This window comes from Castellaniella denitrificans, from assembly GCF_027214045.1.
Taxonomy (GTDB): domain Bacteria; phylum Pseudomonadota; class Gammaproteobacteria; order Burkholderiales; family Burkholderiaceae_B; genus Castellaniella; species Castellaniella denitrificans_A.
Genome location: NZ_JAPWHE010000001.1, coordinates 296,063 through 312,446 on the forward strand (window position 1 = coordinate 296,063; position 16,384 = coordinate 312,446).

General features: G+C 65.0%; 26 protein-coding genes. 5 read left to right on the forward strand and 21 right to left on the reverse strand.

All coding sequences use genetic code 11. The features are described from left to right. Nucleotides 1-38 precede the first annotated feature (38 nt). The 5 genes from O4H32_RS01470 to tatC all read left to right on the forward strand — a co-directional run bounded on the left by O4H32_RS01470 (nt 39) and on the right by tatC (nt 2,402). On the forward strand, nt 39-383 hold the full coding sequence (locus O4H32_RS01470; protein ID WP_269356024.1) for a phosphoribosyl-ATP diphosphatase: 345 nt from the start codon (nt 39-41) through the stop codon (nt 381-383). Nucleotides 384-501: 118 nt separating this feature from the next. Continuing rightward, complete coding sequence (locus tag O4H32_RS01475; protein ID WP_269356025.1) at nt 502-870, forward strand: histidine triad nucleotide-binding protein; 369 nt, start codon at nt 502-504, stop codon at nt 868-870. A gap of 9 nt (nt 871-879) precedes the next feature. After that, a complete protein-coding gene (gene tatA / locus O4H32_RS01480; RefSeq protein WP_269356026.1) occupies nt 880-1,110 on the forward strand; it encodes a Sec-independent protein translocase subunit TatA in 231 nt (76 codons plus the stop codon). A gap of 27 nt (nt 1,111-1,137) precedes the next feature. Next, complete coding sequence (gene tatB / locus O4H32_RS01485) at nt 1,138-1,590, forward strand: Sec-independent protein translocase protein TatB (RefSeq protein WP_269356028.1); 453 nt, start codon at nt 1,138-1,140, stop codon at nt 1,588-1,590. 8 nt (nt 1,591-1,598) lie between these two features. After that, a complete protein-coding gene (gene tatC, locus O4H32_RS01490) occupies nt 1,599-2,402 on the forward strand; it encodes a twin-arginine translocase subunit TatC (RefSeq protein ID WP_269356030.1) in 804 nt (267 codons plus the stop codon). Between the two features lie 82 nt (nt 2,403-2,484). Here tatC and dsbD read toward each other — a convergent pair whose 3' ends face one another. The 21 genes from dsbD to O4H32_RS01595 form a co-directional block, all read right to left on the reverse strand. Beyond that, nucleotides 2,485-4,599 carry a protein-disulfide reductase DsbD gene (gene dsbD / locus O4H32_RS01495; RefSeq protein WP_269356032.1) on the reverse strand — a complete coding sequence of 705 codons (2,115 nt, stop codon included), beginning with the start codon at nt 4,597-4,599 and terminating at the stop codon, nt 2,485-2,487. A 37-nt stretch (nt 4,600-4,636) separates the two neighbouring features. Beyond that, nucleotides 4,637-5,041, reverse strand: a complete 405-nt coding sequence (cutA, locus tag O4H32_RS01500; RefSeq protein WP_269356034.1) for a divalent-cation tolerance protein CutA — start codon at nt 5,039-5,041, stop codon at nt 4,637-4,639. Between the two features lie 196 nt (nt 5,042-5,237). After that, the gene (rplQ, locus tag O4H32_RS01505; RefSeq protein WP_269356036.1) at nt 5,238-5,621 is read right to left on the reverse strand and encodes a 50S ribosomal protein L17; all 384 of its coding nucleotides are present in this window, start codon (nt 5,619-5,621) and stop codon (nt 5,238-5,240) included. A 148-nt stretch (nt 5,622-5,769) separates the two neighbouring features. Next, nucleotides 5,770-6,768 (reverse strand): DNA-directed RNA polymerase subunit alpha, encoded by a 999-nt coding sequence (locus O4H32_RS01510; RefSeq protein WP_269356038.1) that lies wholly within the window; start codon nt 6,766-6,768, stop codon nt 5,770-5,772. 175 nt (nt 6,769-6,943) lie between these two features. Then, nucleotides 6,944-7,567 carry a 30S ribosomal protein S4 gene (gene rpsD, locus O4H32_RS01515; protein ID WP_269356040.1) on the reverse strand — a complete coding sequence of 208 codons (624 nt, stop codon included), beginning with the start codon at nt 7,565-7,567 and terminating at the stop codon, nt 6,944-6,946. 10 nt (nt 7,568-7,577) lie between these two features. Further along, nucleotides 7,578-7,976 (reverse strand): 30S ribosomal protein S11, encoded by a 399-nt coding sequence (rpsK, locus tag O4H32_RS01520; RefSeq protein WP_269356042.1) that lies wholly within the window; start codon nt 7,974-7,976, stop codon nt 7,578-7,580. 14 nt (nt 7,977-7,990) lie between these two features. Further along, entirely contained in the window at nt 7,991-8,356 is a 366-nt protein-coding gene (gene rpsM / locus O4H32_RS01525; RefSeq protein WP_043678921.1) for a 30S ribosomal protein S13, read from the reverse strand. A 33-nt stretch (nt 8,357-8,389) separates the two neighbouring features. Then, a complete protein-coding gene (rpmJ, locus tag O4H32_RS01530; protein ID WP_003805360.1) occupies nt 8,390-8,503 on the reverse strand; it encodes a 50S ribosomal protein L36 in 114 nt (37 codons plus the stop codon). A gap of 31 nt (nt 8,504-8,534) precedes the next feature. After that, nucleotides 8,535-8,753, reverse strand: a complete 219-nt coding sequence (infA, locus tag O4H32_RS01535) for a translation initiation factor IF-1 (RefSeq protein ID WP_043678924.1) — start codon at nt 8,751-8,753, stop codon at nt 8,535-8,537. Between the two features lie 6 nt (nt 8,754-8,759). Further along, the gene (secY, locus tag O4H32_RS01540; protein ID WP_269356051.1) at nt 8,760-10,085 is read right to left on the reverse strand and encodes a preprotein translocase subunit SecY; all 1,326 of its coding nucleotides are present in this window, start codon (nt 10,083-10,085) and stop codon (nt 8,760-8,762) included. A gap of 9 nt (nt 10,086-10,094) precedes the next feature. After that, entirely contained in the window at nt 10,095-10,535 is a 441-nt protein-coding gene (gene rplO / locus O4H32_RS01545) for a 50S ribosomal protein L15 (RefSeq protein WP_269356053.1), read from the reverse strand. Between the two features lie 10 nt (nt 10,536-10,545). Further along, nucleotides 10,546-10,731: a 50S ribosomal protein L30 gene (rpmD, locus tag O4H32_RS01550; RefSeq protein WP_043678932.1), complete on the reverse strand. Its 186-nt coding sequence runs from the start codon at nt 10,729-10,731 to the stop codon at nt 10,546-10,548. Nucleotides 10,732-10,734: 3 nt separating this feature from the next. Next, a complete protein-coding gene (gene rpsE / locus O4H32_RS01555; RefSeq protein WP_269356055.1) occupies nt 10,735-11,256 on the reverse strand; it encodes a 30S ribosomal protein S5 in 522 nt (173 codons plus the stop codon). 9 nt (nt 11,257-11,265) lie between these two features. Next, a complete protein-coding gene (rplR, locus tag O4H32_RS01560) occupies nt 11,266-11,631 on the reverse strand; it encodes a 50S ribosomal protein L18 (RefSeq protein WP_269356057.1) in 366 nt (121 codons plus the stop codon). A gap of 21 nt (nt 11,632-11,652) precedes the next feature. Further along, entirely contained in the window at nt 11,653-12,186 is a 534-nt protein-coding gene (gene rplF, locus O4H32_RS01565) for a 50S ribosomal protein L6 (protein ID WP_269356058.1), read from the reverse strand. 11 nt (nt 12,187-12,197) lie between these two features. Next, entirely contained in the window at nt 12,198-12,593 is a 396-nt protein-coding gene (gene rpsH / locus O4H32_RS01570; protein ID WP_269356059.1) for a 30S ribosomal protein S8, read from the reverse strand. A gap of 11 nt (nt 12,594-12,604) precedes the next feature. Then, complete coding sequence (gene rpsN / locus O4H32_RS01575; RefSeq protein WP_269356061.1) at nt 12,605-12,910, reverse strand: 30S ribosomal protein S14; 306 nt, start codon at nt 12,908-12,910, stop codon at nt 12,605-12,607. A gap of 9 nt (nt 12,911-12,919) precedes the next feature. Next, on the reverse strand, nt 12,920-13,459 hold the full coding sequence (gene rplE / locus O4H32_RS01580) for a 50S ribosomal protein L5 (protein ID WP_269356063.1): 540 nt from the start codon (nt 13,457-13,459) through the stop codon (nt 12,920-12,922). 14 nt (nt 13,460-13,473) lie between these two features. Then, nucleotides 13,474-13,794: a 50S ribosomal protein L24 gene (rplX, locus tag O4H32_RS01585; protein ID WP_269356065.1), complete on the reverse strand. Its 321-nt coding sequence runs from the start codon at nt 13,792-13,794 to the stop codon at nt 13,474-13,476. 10 nt (nt 13,795-13,804) lie between these two features. Next, nucleotides 13,805-14,173, reverse strand: coding sequence for a 50S ribosomal protein L14 (gene rplN, locus O4H32_RS01590; RefSeq protein WP_043678954.1), 369 nt, complete (start codon nt 14,171-14,173; stop codon nt 13,805-13,807). Nucleotides 14,174-14,472: 299 nt separating this feature from the next. Beyond that, the gene (locus O4H32_RS01595) at nt 14,473-16,368 is read right to left on the reverse strand and encodes an EAL domain-containing protein (protein ID WP_269356068.1); all 1,896 of its coding nucleotides are present in this window, start codon (nt 16,366-16,368) and stop codon (nt 14,473-14,475) included. Between the last annotated feature and the right edge of the window lie 16 nt (nt 16,369-16,384).

Genomic DNA, 16,384 nt, shown 5'->3' on the forward strand with positions numbered 1-16,384 from the left:
GGCCGAATCCAGCCCCACTCGATCACGAATTCCTCCACATGACCACGCCCTCCACCGCCGACACCCTGGCCCGTCTGGCCGACACCCTGGCGACACGCCGCCCCGACCGCGGCGGCGACCCGCAGACGTCCTACACCGCCAAGCTGCTGGCGCGCGGCCCGGACGCCTTCCTGAAGAAAATCGGCGAGGAAGCCACCGAACTCGTCATGGCCGCCAAGGACGGCGCCCGCGACCGGGTTGTCGCCGAGACGGCCGACCTGTGGTTCCACTGCATGGTCGCCCTGACGCACTTCGACCTGCGCCCCGAAGACGTACTGGCCGAACTGGCCCGCCGCGAAGGCTTGTCCGGACTCGAGGAAAAGGCGTCCCGCCCGAAAGACTAGGTCGGGACATACCCGCAGACGGCGCCTCCGCCTGCTCCCAATCAAACCGCCCCTCCTGAAAATGTGGCAACATACGAGATTGATCGGGTCGATGTCCGGCCCTGCCTCGCAGATCCCCATGAGCCACGATTGCCTGTTCTGTAAAATCGCCCGGCACGAAATCCCCGCCCGCATTGTCCACGAAGACGACGAATTCCTCGCATTCCACGACATCAATCCGGCGGCGCCCGTGCATCTGCTGCTGATTCCGAAACATCACCTGGCTTCTCTGGCCGAAATCGGTCCCGCCGATGGAGACTGGCTGGCCCGCATGCTGCGCCTGGCGCCGGAAATCGCCTTCGCCAACGGCTGCAACCCGTTGCCCGCCGGCGGGTTCCGCCTGGTGTCCAATACCGGCACCGAGGGCGGCCAGGAAATCGATCACCTGCATTTCCACATCCTGGGGGGCGCACGCCCCTGGTCAAACCGCGCGGCTCCCGCCGCCTAAGGAGTTCTCATGGGTAGCTTCAGCATCTGGCACTGGCTGATCGTCCTGGTCATCGTGGCCCTGATTTTCGGCACGAAAAAATTGCGCAACATGGGCGAAGACCTCGGCGGCGCCGTCAAGGGCTTCAAAAAGGGCATGAAAGACGCCCAGGAAGACCCCCCGGCCAAACCGGCGGTCACCCAGCAGACCCAGGATCCCGACACCGTGGACGTCCAGGCTCGCGAAAAAACCGACGCCTGATCCCCACCGCCGCACACCGGATCCACCATGTTCGATGTCAGCTTCAGCGAACTGATGCTGATCGGCGTCATTGCGCTGATCGTCATCGGTCCCGAACGCCTGCCCAAGGTCGCCCGCACGGTCGGGCATCTGCTCGGCCGCGCCCAGCGTTACGTCAACGAGGTCAAATCCGACATCCAGAAGGAAATGGACCTGAAGGAAATCGGCGACATCAAGCACCAGATGGAAGACGCCGCCCGTTCCGTACAGTCTTCCATGACCTCGTCGGTGGATGACCTGAAGAACGCCGTCACCCAGCCCTCGCAGGCGATCAAGGACACCCTGGACCAGGCCCGCCAGGCACTGGATCCACTGCCTGGCGCCGCGCCCGAAGCGCCCCGGACCGATGCGGCCGGCGCACCGGCCGCGGCCCAGGTCCCTGAACCGGATCCCGCGCCCGCTGCCCGGCCCGCGCCGGCCCCCACCGAATCCAGCCATTGACGCACGGCATGACAGACGCTTCCGACGACTCGTCCCAGGACACGTTCATCTCCCACCTGATCGAACTGCGCACGCGCCTGATGCGCGCCGTGCTGGCCGTGCTGGGGATCTTCGTGGTGCTGTTCATCTACCCGGGTCCGTCGATGATCTACGACTTCCTGGCCCAGCCCATGCTGGCCTCGCTGCCCCAGGGCACACGCATGATCGCCACCGGTGTCATCACACCCTTCATGGTGCCGATCAAGGTCACCCTGCTGGCGGCTTTCGTGCTGGCCCTGCCGGTGGTCCTGTACCAGGCCTGGGCCTTCGTCGCTCCCGGCCTGTACCGCCATGAACAGCGCCTGGCGCTGCCTCTGATCGTCTCCAGCACCCTGCTGTTCCTGCTGGGGATGGCGTTCTGCTATTTCGTGGTCTTCCACACCGTCTTCAGCTTCATCGCCCACTTCGCGCCGCAATCCATCACACCCGCGCCGGACATCGAGGCCTACGTCAATTTCGTGCTGACCATGTTCATCGCCTTCGGCGTGACCTTCGAGGTCCCGATCGCGGTCATCCTGCTGGTCAAGACCGGCATCGTCACCGTGAAGAAACTGCGCGAGGTGCGCGGCTACGTGGTCGTCGGCGCCTTCGTCCTGGCCGCCGTGGTGACGCCGCCCGACGTGCTCAGCCAGATCCTGCTGGCCGCGCCGCTGTGCCTGCTGTACGAAATCGGCATCCTGGCCGCCGCCGCCATCGAAAAGCGCAAGCCGGCCGTGTCCGAGGACGAAGCGGATGCCGCTGTCCGGGCGGCCGACGACCTGACACGGGATTGATGCCGCTGTCCACGCAGCGGCTTGCATGCCGCCCGGCTCACCAGGCATAGGACAGTCCACGGGGGGACGTCCCATGCCCCCTTCATCGCAGCACCCGGTCCTGTACCCTGCGGAAATCATCCGCCTTGCTGAACCCCACCACCCGGGCCTCGGGGATGATGCGCCCACCGGCCTCGAAGAACAGGATCCCCGGCGGACCAAACAGACCGAAGCGCGCCAGCAGGGCGCGGTCCTCGCCGGTCATGCGCGTCACATCCGCCTGCAGCAGCAGCATCCGGCCCATCCGTTCGGCCACGGCGGGATCGCTGAAGGTGAATTTCTCCATCTCCAGGCAGGACACGCACCAGTCGGCATAGAAATCCAGCATCACGGGCCGGTCGGCGGCCGCCAGCCGGGCATCCAGATCAGCCAGGGAGGTCACGCGCGTGAAGCGGGCGCGAATGGCGGCGGGATCGGCGGACGCTACGGCAGCCGATCCGACGCCCCCCGTACCGGCGGTAAACGGCGCCAGGGGGCGCAGCATGTCGTGCCCACCCGCCAGCAGCCCGGCGCCCTGGGCCAGCCCCCACAGCGCCAGCATCAGGGCCAGGGCGCGCGTCAGCAGCCGCAGCGGCCCGGCCTCGCCCTTGCCCTTGCCCTGTGCGGCGGCCGACCAGGTCACCAGGGCGGCCCAGAATGCCAGCACGATCCAGCCGGTGACGTAAAGCCCGTCGGCCAGGAGCGGCCGGGCCATCCACCAGGCGGTGGCCAGCAGCAGCAGACCGAAGCCGGTCTTCAGAGGGGTCATCCAGGCGCCGGCGCGCGGCATCAGGGCGCCAGCCCCGGCGCCCACGGCCAGCAGCAGCAGGCCCTCGCCCCAGGCCAGGGCGAACAGGGCGGCGCCACCCACCACCACATCACCGGTCTGGGAGATGAACAGGAGCACGCCGGCCAACGGCGCGGCCACGCACGGGCCGACGATCAGCGCGGACAACAGGCCCATCACGAACACGCCGCCCGCGCGGCCGCCCGGCAGGCGCTGCAGACGCGCCTGCATCGCCGACTGCAGGCCCACCGGGGCCTGCAGGGTGAAGACATCCAGCATCGCCAGCGCGAACAGCGCCAGCAGCACGGCAAACGTGCCCAGCACCCAGGGCGACTGCAGCCAGGCCGCCAGGCCCGCGCCCAGCAGGCCGGCCGCCACGCCCAGCGCGGTATACACCAGGGACATGCCCAGTACATAGACGGCCGCCAGCCCCAGGCCGCGCCCCCGTCCGACCGCGCCCCCGCCGCCGGAAATCACGGCCAGGAGGATGGGCACCATGGGCAGCACGCAAGGCGTCAGCGACAGCAGGGCACCCAGCGCCAGGCTCAGCGCCAGGATCTGCCACAGCGGCGCCTGGTGCAGCCAGGCCGCCATGCCGACATCGCCCAGATCGAGCAAGGATCCGCCGTCCGCGCTGACGGGCACGGGCGCCGATGAAGACGCGGACTCGCCTGCGGGTGCGACCCCGGATCCGGCGCCGCCGCGCAGCGCTGCCGACAGGCCGGCAGCGGGGGCCTGGCCGGCGGAAACGGCGGCAGGCGTCTCGTCCCGAGGCGGCGGCACTTGGTCACGGACCTGCTCGCCGACCGCCCGATAGCCATTGCCATCGGCCTGCAGGGTGAAGGTCTTCGTCATGGGCGGGTAGCACAAGCCCTCGTCGGCGCAACCCTGGCCGGTGACGGAGACCCGCAAAGGCCCCACGGCGCCGGGCCGCAGCGCCGCCCTCAGCGTCACGCCGCCGTGGAAGACCTCCATGTCCTTCTCGAACGTGGGGTCGTACTTGATCCGCCCGCGCGGCAGCCTCAAGGCGTCCGCCCAGGCCGGCGTCCGGCTCTCGGCATCGGCCGGTGTCAGGTCCGATCGCCGGAACAGCAGCAATCCGCCTCGGGCATCCTCGATGCGCACCTCGAAACGGTCCTGGTACATGTAATAACCCGGCGCGATCCGCCAGTGCATGTCCAGAGTCAAGGGGTCGACCATGGCCGCCGATTCGGCGAAGGCCGCTTCCGGATCCAGGAAATCATCCGCCGCCCGGGCCGCGCCCGTGGCCAGCAGACCGCACAGCGTCAGCAGCAGAATGCCCGTCAAGGCCGCCAGACGGCGCAAAGGCGCGCGCCCGGCCGTGGACGAGCCAGACAACGGCCATCGGAAAAAGGCCAGCGGATGCAACATGGAGGAATTCCTCGGGGACAGCGACGGATGCTTTCCGTCAGGCGTCACGGGTGGCGCCCTGGACGGCTGGGCGGGTGGCCTGGGCGACCCAGTCCAGATAATCGCGACTGCCCGCCGGCACACCCAGCACCAGGAATTCGGGGATCTCGTAGGGATGGAGTTCGCGCAAGCGCGCATGCAGGGCGGGCAGCGCGTCCGCCGTGGTCTTGAAGGCGAGCTGGACCTCGTCCGTGCCTTCGAGTTCGCCTTGCCACAGGTACATGGACACGATGGTCGGACCCACCTGCGCGCAAGCCGCCAACGATTCCTCGACCAGCAAATGCGCGATGCGCTTGGCCAGGAGTTCGTCGGGCGCCGTGGTGAGCACCACGACGGTGTCGGTAGGCGCGCCTGCCTGGCGCACGACCGGCGTGGCGTCCCCGCCAAGTGTCTGATCCGTCATGATTTTCGAGCAAGGTGATTATTTTTGCATTGTACCCGGGCAAACCCCGGAACATCATGACCCAGAACAAAAGGCGCCCTCGCGCCGCGCTTTCGGCTGGCCCCGCCTTGTCCGGGTACGGCCTGACGAAAAAACGGACCCCTGGGGGTCCGTTTCGTGGCATCGCGTGCCGCCTGAAAGGCGGCGGGCGGAGCGCTTATTCGCCGGCGGGCGTTTCGGCTTCCGGACGGTCCACCAGTTCCATGTAGGCCATGGGCGCATTGTCGCCCTGGCGGAAACCCATCTTCAGCACGCGGGTGTAACCGCCGTTACGGGCGGCGAAGCGCGGGCCGATGTCGTTGAACAGCTTGGTGACGACGTCGCGATCGCGCAGACGGGCGAAGGCCAGGCGGCGGTTGGCCAGCGTGGGGTTCTTGCCCAGGGTGATCAGGGGTTCGACCACGCGGCGCAGTTCCTTGGCCTTGGGCAACGTGGTCTTGATCGCTTCGTGGGTCAGCAGGGACACCGCCATGTTGCGGAACATGGCGAGACGATGGCTGCTGGTACGGTTCAGTTTGCGAAGACCGCTACGATGACGCATGATGATTTCCTTATTGAATCTGAAACCCGGATCTTCTATCGCACAAGGCGCGGCCCGGGTGGGTTGACAGCGTCCGCCCCAAATTTGAGCAAACGCGCGATTTTAGCATGGGACGGAACACAAGCCCCGTCCCATGCCGGTACTGCGATCAGGGGCGCTCGAGGCCGACGGGCGGCCAGTTTTCGAGCTTCATGCCCAGGGTCAGGCCGCGTGCGGCCAGGACTTCCTTGATCTCGTTGAGCGACTTGCGACCCAGGTTCGGGGTCTTGAGCAGCTCGTTTTCCGTGCGCTGGATCAGATCGCCGATGTAGTAGATGTTCTCGGCCTTCAGGCAGTTGGCCGAACGCACCGTCAGTTCCAGGTCGTCGACCGGGCGCAGCAGCACCGGATCGATCGGGGCCGACTGGCCGCCCACCGGCATGCTGGTGGTCAACTGGCCGGCATCCTTGTCGGCCAGCGACACGAACACGGAAATCTGGTCCATCAGGATGCGGGCCGACTGGCGCACGGCTTCTTCCGGGCTGATGACGCCGTTGGTCTGCACGTCCAGCACCAGCTTGTCCAGGTCGGTGCGCTGCTCGACACGGGCGTTTTCCACGGCGTAGCTGACGCGGCGCACGGGGCTGAAGGAAGCATCCAGCACGATCTGGCCGATGGTGGCCGAACGGTCGTCCACCAGGGCGCGCACGTTGCCCGGCACATAGCCGCGGCCCTGCTCGACCTTGACCTGCATTTCCAGGCGGCCGTTGTCCGTCAGGGTGGCGATCAGGTGATCCGGGTTGATGATCTCGACGTCGTGCGGCAACTCGATGTCGCGGGCGCGGACTTCCCCGGGACCTTGCTTGTTCAGTTGCAGCGTGACTTCATCGCGATTGTGGAGCTTGAACACCACACCCTTGAGGTTCAGGAGGATGTCGACCACGTCTTCGCGCACACCGGCGATCGTGGAATATTCGTGCACGACCCCGCTGATCTGGACCTCGGTGGGCGCGTAGCCCGCCATGGAAGACAGCAGGATGCGGCGCAGGGCGTTGCCCAGCGTGTGGCCGTACCCGCGCTCGAAGGGCTCCATCACGACCTTGGCGTGATGCGCGCCCAGGGTTTCGACGGAGATGGTGCGGGGCTTCAGAAAACCTTGTGCGGACATGGATGTTCCTTTTCAATACCCTCGGCTCGTTACACCGATAAGGCTGACGGAAAACAAGAAGGAAGGGACGCATGTCCCTTCCAGGAAAACCGCCGGACGCCCCGGCCCGAAGGCCGGTTCCGGCAACCGCCGCCCCGAAGGACGGCGGGCGGCGCATGCCGCCGATCGCGCGCGATCAGCGGGAATACAGTTCCACGACCATGGATTCGTTAACGTCGTGGGCGACATCCTGGCGATCCGGGGCCTGCTTGAACACGCCCGACAGCTTGGCGGCGTCGACTTCGACCCACTGGGGCAGGCCGTTGCCGGTCGCCAGTTCCAGGGATTCCTTGATGCGGCTCTGGCTCTTCGCCTTTTCACGCACGGCGACCACGTCGCCGGCCTTGACCAGCATCGAGGCGATGTCGGCGGTATGGCCGTTCAGCTCGATGGCGCGGTGGTTCACCAGCTGGCGCGCTTCGGCGCGGGTGGAGCCGAAGCCCATGCGATAGACGACGTTGTCCAGGCGCGATTCGAGCAACTGGATCAGCGTTTCGCCGGTGTTGCCGCGGCGGCGCTCGGCCTCGGCGAAGTACTTGCGGAACTGCTTTTCCAGCACGCCGTACATGCGCTTGAGCTTTTGCTTTTCACGCAGCTGCAGGCCGAAATCCGACGTGCGCGAACCCGAGATGCGGCCGTGCTGGCCGGGCTTGGATTCGAGCTTGCACTTGGAGTCCAGCGAACGGCGGGCGCTCTTCAGGAACAGATCGGTGCCTTCGCGACGCGAAAGCTTGCATTTGGGTCCAGTGTAACGAGCCAAGATGTTCCCCTTAGATACGACGACGCTTGGGCGGACGGCAGCCGTTGTGCGGCACCGGCGTGATGTCCGAAATGCTGGAGATCTTGATCCCCAGGGCATTCAGGGCACGCACCGAGGATTCGCGGCCAGGGCCGGGGCCCTTGATGCGAACTTCCAGCGTCTTGATGCCATATTCCTGGGCCACGCGGCCGGCGGACTCGGCGGCCACCTGGGCGGCGAAAGGCGTCGACTTGCGCGAGCCCTTGAAGCCGGCGCCGCCGGACGTCGCCCACGACAGCGCATTGCCCTGGCGATCGGTGATCGTGATGATGGTGTTGTTGAAGGACGCGTGCACGTGGGCGATCCCGTCGGACACGTTCTTCTTGACTTTCTTGCGGACGCGCGAGGCACCGCTCTGAGCTTTCGCCATGTTCTTTCCTCAGGTTATTTCTTCAGGGACGCCGCGGCACGACGCGGACCCTTGCGGGTGCGCGCGTTGGTGCGGGTGCGCTGGCCGCGCACCGGCAGGCCACGCTTGTGGCGCATGCCACGGTACGTGCCCAGGTCGATCAGGCGCTTGATCGACAGCTGCACTTCGCGGCGCAGGTCGCCTTCGATCGTGTAGCCGTTGATCTGTTCACGGATCTTTTCCAGTTCCTCGTCGGTCAGATCCTTGATCTTCTTCGAGTATTCGATGCCGGTCGCTTCGCAGATCTTGCGGGCGCGGGTGCGGCCGATGCCAAAGATGGCCGTCAGACCGATCTCGGCGTGTTGGTGCGGCGGAATATTGATGCCAGCAATACGGGCCATGACTGTTCCTCGTGAATTCCGTGATGCCCGGCCTTAGCCTTGGCGTTGCTTGTGACGCGGGTCGGTGCAGATGACGCGCACCACGCCGTGACGTTTGATGATTTTGCAGTTGCGGCAGATCCGCTTTACCGATGCCATTACCTTCATGGTGATCTCCTGGTTCTTGACCGGCCGCTACCTACTTGGAGCGGAAAACAATCCTGGCGCGCGACAAGTCATAGGGCGTGAGCTCCACTGTGACCTTGTCACCCGGAAGGATCCGGATGTAGTGCATACGCATCTTGCCCGAAATGTGGCCCAATACCATGTGGCCATTTTCCAGCTTGACGCGGAACGTTGCGTTGGGAAGGTTTTCGATGACCTCCCCTTGCATCTGGATGACGTCGTCCTTGGACATGTTCGTTCAGCGCATGGGTAATCCCGCAGCGCCCTTGAAGTTCGCCTTCCGGAGCAGCGAGTCATACTGTTGGGACATCATGTAAGCCTGCGCCTGCGCCATGAAATCCATCGCGACGACGACAATGATCAGCAGGGACGTGCCACCGAAATAGAAAGGCACGTTCCAGCGCATTTGCATCAGTTCCGGCAGCAGGCAGACCAGCGTGACGTAGATCGCGCCCGACAGCGTCAGCCGCATCAGGATCTTGTCGATGTAGCGCGCGGTCTGCTCGCCGGGACGGATGCCGGGCACGAAGGCGCCGCTCTTCTTCAGATTGTCCGCCGTCTCGCGGCTGTTGAACACCAGCGCGGTATAGAAGAAACAGAAGAAGATGATCAGGCCGGAATACAGGGTCACGTACAGCGGTTGCTGCGGTGACAGGGCAGCCGCCAGGTCGCCCAGCCAGCGCATGTTCGGGTTGCTGGAGAACCAGCTGGTGACCGTCGCGGGCAGCAGGATGATGGACGAGGCGAAGATCGGCGGAATCACGCCGGACATGTTCAGCTTGAGCGGCAGGTGCGAGGACTGGCCGCCATAGAGCTTGTTGCCCACCTGGCGCTTGGCGTAGTTCACCGTGATGCGGCGCTGGCCGCGTTCGACGAAAACCACGAAGTAGGTCACCCCCACCACCAGGGCCAGGATGAACAGCACCGACAGGATGGACATCGAGTCCGTGCGCACCAGGTCCAGCATGCCGCCCAGCGCGCCGGGCAGGCCGGCGACGATCCCGGCGAAGATGAGCAGCGAGATGCCGTTGCCCAGGCCGCGCTCGGTGATCTGCTCACCCAGCCACATGATGAACATGCTGCCGGTGACCAGCGTCACGATCGTGGTGAAGCGGAACAGCAGCCCCGGATCGATGACCAGACCGGGCTGGGATTCCAGCGCCACCGAAATGCCGATCGCCTGGAAGGTCGCCAGGAACACCGTGCCATAGCGGGTGTACTGGGTGATCTTGCGCTGGCCGGACTGGCCTTCTTTTTTGATGGCTTCCAGCGAGGGCACCACCACCGCCAGGAGCTGCATGATGATCGACGCCGAGATGTACGGCATGATCCCCAGCGCCAGCACGGAGAAACGCTCCAGCGCGCCGCCGGAGAACATGTTGAACAGTCCCAGGATACCGCCCTGGTTCTGCTGGAACAGGTCGGCCAACGCGTCCGGATTGATGCCGGGCACGGGGATGTGAGTCCCCAGGCGGTAGACGATCAGGGCGAGCACGAGGAACAGGATACGGCGCTTGAGGTCGCCGTATCCCGCACTGGGCTTATTTGCCTGAGCTTTGGCCACAGCCGCCCCTTACGCCAGCGAACCGCCGGCGGCTTCGATCGCGGCGCGCGCGCCGGCCGTCGCATTGATGCCGCGCAGGGTGACCTTGCGGGACAGGTCGCCGGTCTTGATGACCTTGACGGTGCGGACCAGCTCGCCGACCAGCCCGGCAGCCTTCAGAACCTGCAGGTCGATCTCGTCGACCGGCAGGGCCTGGAGGTCCGACAAGCGGATCTCGGCGAACAGATGGCGACCCATCGGCGTGAAGCCGCGCTTGGGCAGACGGCGCTGCAGCGGCATCTGACCGCCTTCGAAACCGACTTTGTGAAAGCCGCCCGCACGGGACTTCTGGCCCTTGTGGCCACGGCCGGCGGTCTTGCCCAGGCCGGAACCGATACCGCGGCCTACACGGCGGCGGGGGTGCTTGGCACCTTCGGCGGGGGCGAGCGTGTTCAGTTGAGTGACGGACATCTGAATTCCTTTAGGCTTCCGAGACGGTGACCAGGTAATCCACCTTGCGGATCATCCCACGCACCTCGGGGGTATCGACCAGGACGCGGCTGCTGTTGACCTTGCCCAGACCCAGGCCGCGCACGGTGGCGCGGTGGGACTTGTGCGTGCCGATGACAGAGCGCACGAGCGTGACTTTGATTTGCTTCTGTGCCATGTCTTACCCCAGGATCTCTTCGACCGACTTGCCGCGCTTGGCCGCGATTTCCGCAGGCGTGGAGCAGGCGCGCAGGCCGTTGAGGGTCGCACGGACCATGTTGTACGGGTTGCTCGAGCCGAGGCTCTTGGCCACGACGTTGCGCACGCCCATCACTTCGAAGATCGCGCGCATCGGACCACCGGCGATCACGCCGGTCCCTTCGGCGGCGGGCGAAATCAGCACCGTCGAGGCGCCGTGCTTGCCGACCACGGTGTGGTGCAGCGTGCCGTTCTTCAGGGCCACCTTGAGCAGACCGCGACGGGCCTGTTCCATGGCTTTCTGAACGGCGACGGGCACTTCGCGGGCCTTGCCCTTGCCCATGCCGATGCGGCCATCGCCGTCGCCGACCACGGTCAGCGCGGCGAAGCTCATCGTGCGGCCGCCCTTGACGACCTTGCTGACGCGGTTGACCGCGATCATCTTTTCACGCATGCCGTCGTCGCGTTCCTGCTCCGGGGCGTGCTTGCCTTGTGCTTTAGCCATGTGATTCCCTTAGAACTTCAAGCCGGCTTCACGCGCGGCTTCGGCCAGCGCCTTGACGCGGCCATGGTAACGGAAGCCCGAACGGTCGAAGGCGACGAGTTCGATGCCGGCAGCCTTGGCCTTCTCGGCCACACGCTTGCCGATCAGACTGGCGGCGGAAGCGTTGCCGCCGGAGGCCTTCTGGCTGGCGAGTTCCTTGCGCACTTCGGGCTCGAGCGTCGAGGCGCTGACCAGCACGCGGTCGCCTTCCGGCGAAATGATGTTGGCGTAGATGTGCAGATTCGTGCGATGCACCGCCAGGCGATGCACGCGCAACTCGTGAATCTTGCGGCGGGTGGCCGCGGCACGACGCAAACGGGAAGTTTTCTTGTCCATGATTCGTCCTTGCCTGCGCGCTTATTTCTTCTTGGTTTCTTTCAGGATCACACGCTCGTCCGCGTAGCGCACGCCCTTGCCCTTGTAGGGTTCGGGTTGGCGATAGGCGCGGATTTCAGCGGCGACCTGGCCGACGACCTGCTTGTTGGCACCCTTGACCACGATTTCGGTCTGGGAAGGGCACTCGATCTTGATCCCGTCGGGGATGTCGTGCAGGATGTCGTGCGAGAAACCCAGTTGAAGCTTCAGGGCGTTGCCCTGGAGCTGGGCGCGGAAACCCACGCCCACCAGGTTCAGCCGCCGTTCGAAACCGGCGCTGACACCCGTGACCATATTGTTCACCAGCGCGCGCACGGTGCCCGACATGGCCTTGGCCTGGCGGGAATCGTTGGCGACGGCGAAGGTGAGCTGGCCGTCTTCCTGGGAGATCCGGACGTTGCCGTCCAGGGACTGGGTCAAGGTGCCCAACGGACCCTTGACGACGATTTGCCCGGCGCTGATGGTGGCTTCGACGCCTTTCGGCAACGCGACGGGATATTTGGCGATACGTGACATGGTTCAGCTCCTTATGCCACGTAGCAGAGCACTTCGCCACCGACGCCGTTGGCACGGGCCTTGCGGTCCGTCATGACGCCACGGGGGGTCGAGACGATCGCCACGCCCAGGCCGTTCATGACCTGGGGAATGGCGGTGCTGCTCTTGTAAATACGCAGGCCGGGACGCGAGACGCGGTCGATGCGCTCGATCACCGGACGGCCGGCATAGTATTTCAGGGTGATTTCCAGTTCCGGCTTGGCTTGTTCGCCGCCGATGCGGAAATCCTCGATGTAGCCTTCGTCCTTCAGCACGGCGGCAATGGCCGCCTTCAGCTTGGAGGAGGGCATGGAAACCGACGTCTTGTTGACCTGTTGCGCATTGCGCACGCGGGTCAGCATATCGGCGATGGGATCGCTCATGCTCATGTGTGTTTCTCCTACCAGCTGGCCTTGGTCATGCCGGGCACTTCGCCGCGCATGGCCATTTCACGCAGTTTGTGACGGGTCAGCCCGAACTTGCTGAACACGCCGCGGGGGCGGCCCGTCACCACGCAACGGTTGCGCTGGCGGGTGGGGTTGGCATTGCGCGGCAGCTGTTGCAGCGCCAGGCGAGCCTGATAACGTTCTTCGTCGGACTTCGACTGATCGGCGATGATCGCCTTGAGCGCGGCGCGCTTGGCGGCGAATTTCTCGGCCAGCTTTGCGCGCTTGATGTCGCGATTGATGAGGGAAAGTTTTGCCACGTCAGCCCCTTAGTTGCGGAAGGGGAAGCTGAATGCGCTCAACAGCGCCTTGGCTTCCTCGTCGGTCTTTGCGGTAGTGGTGATGCTGATGTTCATCCCGCGCACGGCATCGATCTTGTCGTATTCGATTTCCGGGAAGATGATCTGTTCTTTCACACCGATGTTGTAATTGCCGCGGCCGTCGAAGGCGCGACCCGACACGCCGCGGAAGTCACGCACGCGGGGCAGGGCGACCGAGATCAGACGGTCCAGGAATTCGTACATGCGCTGGCCGCGCAGTGTGACCATGCACCCGATCGGATAGTCCTCGCGGATCTTGAAGCCGGCGATGGCCTTGCGGGTCTTGGTGATCACGGGTTTCTGGCCGGCGATCTTGGTCATGTCGCCCACGGCGTTCTCGATGACCTTCTTGTCGGCGACGGCTTCGGACACGCCCATGTTCAGGGTGATCTTGGTGATGCGGGGAACCTGCATCACCGACTGGTAGCCGAATTTCGCCTGCAGGTCTGCGGCGACCTTCGTGCGATAGAAATCTTGTAAACGAGCCATTTTATGCGCGCCCCTTATGCCTTCGCGCCAACGACGGCGCCGTTGGAGCGGAAAATGCGAACCTTGGCGCCGTCCACGACCTTGACGCCGACGCGGTCGCCCTTGCCGGTTTCGGGGTTGTAGATCGCCACGTTCGAGATATGGATGGGCAGGGTCTTGTCGACGATGCCGCCGGGCGTGCCCGCCATGGGGTTGCCCTTGGCGTGTTTCTTCACGACATTGATGCCCTCGACCAGCACGTGGTCGTCATCAACGCGGGCCACCACGGTGCCGCGGCGGCTGCGATCGCGGCCGGACAGCACGATGACTTCGTCGCCTTTGCGAATGTTTTGCATGATCTGCTCCTTACAGCACTTCAGGCGCCAGGGACACGATCTTCATGAACTTTTCGGTGCGCAGTTCGCGCGTGACCGGTCCGAAGATGCGCGTGCCGATGGGCTCGAGCTTGGCGTTGAGCAACACGGCCGCGTTGCCGCCGAAGCGGATCAACGAGCCGTCCTTGCGGCGGACGCCCTTGGCGGTACGCACCACCACGGCGTTGTAGATTTCGCCCTTTTTGACGCGGCCGCGGGGGGCCGCTTCCTTGACGGACACCTTGATGACGTCGCCAATGGCGGCATAACGGCGCTTGGAACCGCCCAACACCTTGATGCACATCACAGAACGCGCACCCGTGTTGTCGGCCACGTCCAGCGTGGTCTGCATTTGGATCATGATTTTTCCTGTTCCAACTTAACAACGAAGCCCAGGGCATGAATCCCCGGCTACGCAGCCAGTTTTGGTCCCGTCAGGCACACTTGGCTAGTCGCTTGGGTAGCCAACGCAGGCAGCCGGTTGATCAGCCAAGTACGCCCTGGGTTGAAATTCGAGAACTTCCACTGCCCGGCGCGCGTTCCACGCATCATGAGACGCATGTTTTGCCACGCACCATAGGGCAAGACAGCAATTATAAGATGACGCCGCAGGTCTTGCAAGCCCTTTGTGCGAAAAATCGCCGAAAGATCGCGCGCCGGTCAAGCGACACGCGGCAACGCCCCGTATTCGATCACCATGCGCCGGGTGGCCGCGTCGTCCGCATCGTCCACGTAGACACGCATGCCCATGCCGATGGCGGTTTCAGTGACGGCAACCATCATTTGCACACCGCCGGGGCTGGCCAGCAGTTCGCGCACGAAGTTTCCGCCCAGCTTCACATAGGCGAAATCGACCTCATGGATCTGGCGCAAGGCGTCGGGCTGCTGGTCCAGGCCGCGCAACCCCACATGTATCCCTGCCTCGATAACCCCCCGGCCGAAGGCCCGGAAGGCCTCGAGATGACGGCTCAGTCCGTAGGCATCCAGTTCCACCACCAGGCGCCGCAGCAGTTCCGGATCGGCGTTGTCGCAGATCTGGCGTATTTCCTCCAGGTACTGCGCATCAAGGATCGAGGCGATCGACATGCGGATGACCAGAATGCCGTCATGCTCCCCCAGCCAATTCAGCGCCAGGCACAGCGCACGCATGTCGCAAGCCGGTGACAAGCCCAGACGCGCGGCGGCCGGCATGAACAGGAACCCCGACATGACCGGCTGGTCCGGATCGTCCTCCTGGAGCGCCAGGGCGGCCTCGTGGCGGTCGTCGATGTCGTCTCCCTCGTACTGGACGCGCCGCACATCCAGCGACAGGCGGTCGTGATCCAGCGCCTGCGAGATCAAGGTTCGCCAGGAGGCCTCCCCCATCAACAGCACGCCGTCCTCGTGGTCGGCATAGGACAGGAATTCGATTTCCTCGTGGCCGGCGCTCTCGGCGCACATCAGGGCCTGATCGAGACGCGTGAGGACTTCCTTGGTCGTGCATTGGACCGTGTAGTCCGTCAAGGCATAGGCCCAGCGCGACAGATTGTGGCTGTCGAGCTTGACCCGCAGGGTTTCCAGCAGTTCGCGCAATTTCTGCACCGGCCGCATGACTTCGGGTCCGCCGCCCACGGGAAAGAGCACCACGAAATCGCTGCCGGTCAGCCGTGCGGGCAATGCCCGGGCCTGCGGTGCCTCGTTCAGCAATTCGATGATGCGCCGCCCCAGCAACCGCAGCCAATCGTCGAGCTCCTGGCGTTCCGTCTGGTTCTGCAGACGCGCCATGTCCCGGCTGCGCACCAGCAGCACGTAGCCGCTGACCGCGCCCTGGCGCGAGTCGTCCCGCAGCATGCGCTTGAGCTCATTGAGGAAATAGCTGCGATTGGCCAGGCCGGTGACGGGATCGCGGTTGAGTTCGATTTCCAGCCGCTCGATGCGCGCCATCTGCTCGTCCATCGTGGGCGCGATGCGTTCCCGGACGTCGTCCATGAGCTCGGCGTCCTCGACCGGCTCGGTGCGCTTGATCTTGATTTCGGGCGCATCGGCCGGGGCGGCGGACAAAGCCTTTCGAACCCGGTTCGACAGCGCGACGACGAACAGCGCCCAAAAGGCAGCCAGTCCCAGTGCGAGCCATGTCCATTGCATCACATGCGTCCAGAGTGCGTCGCGCGCGGGCCCCGGATCCAGAGTCAGCCGCAGCAGTCCGATGCCAGTCAGCCGCCTGGAGGCCTGGTGAGGCTGGATGTCCGCCAGCGCGATGAACCATCCCGGCGCATCCCCGGCGGAGTGTCCCGGAACGCGGGACTGGAAGACGGAGTCCGCCGCGTCGTCCGGCGTCAAGGTCAGATCGGAGAAGCGCCCCTGCTGGAAGGCCGCGTCCAGCACCCGCGCGCGGGCTGCGGCGTCGGGCTGGGCACTGACCAGCAGCGCCAGCGTGGCGGCGGCGTTCTCGCCATCGGTCTGCAACTGGGCATCGAGCCGACGTTCCATCAAGCTGGTGCCCATCGCCAGCATGCCCACGAGAATGCAGGCGATGACCAGGGACGAAATCACCAGCAGCTGTCGCACGGAAGCCATCGCGCACCCTCTAGAA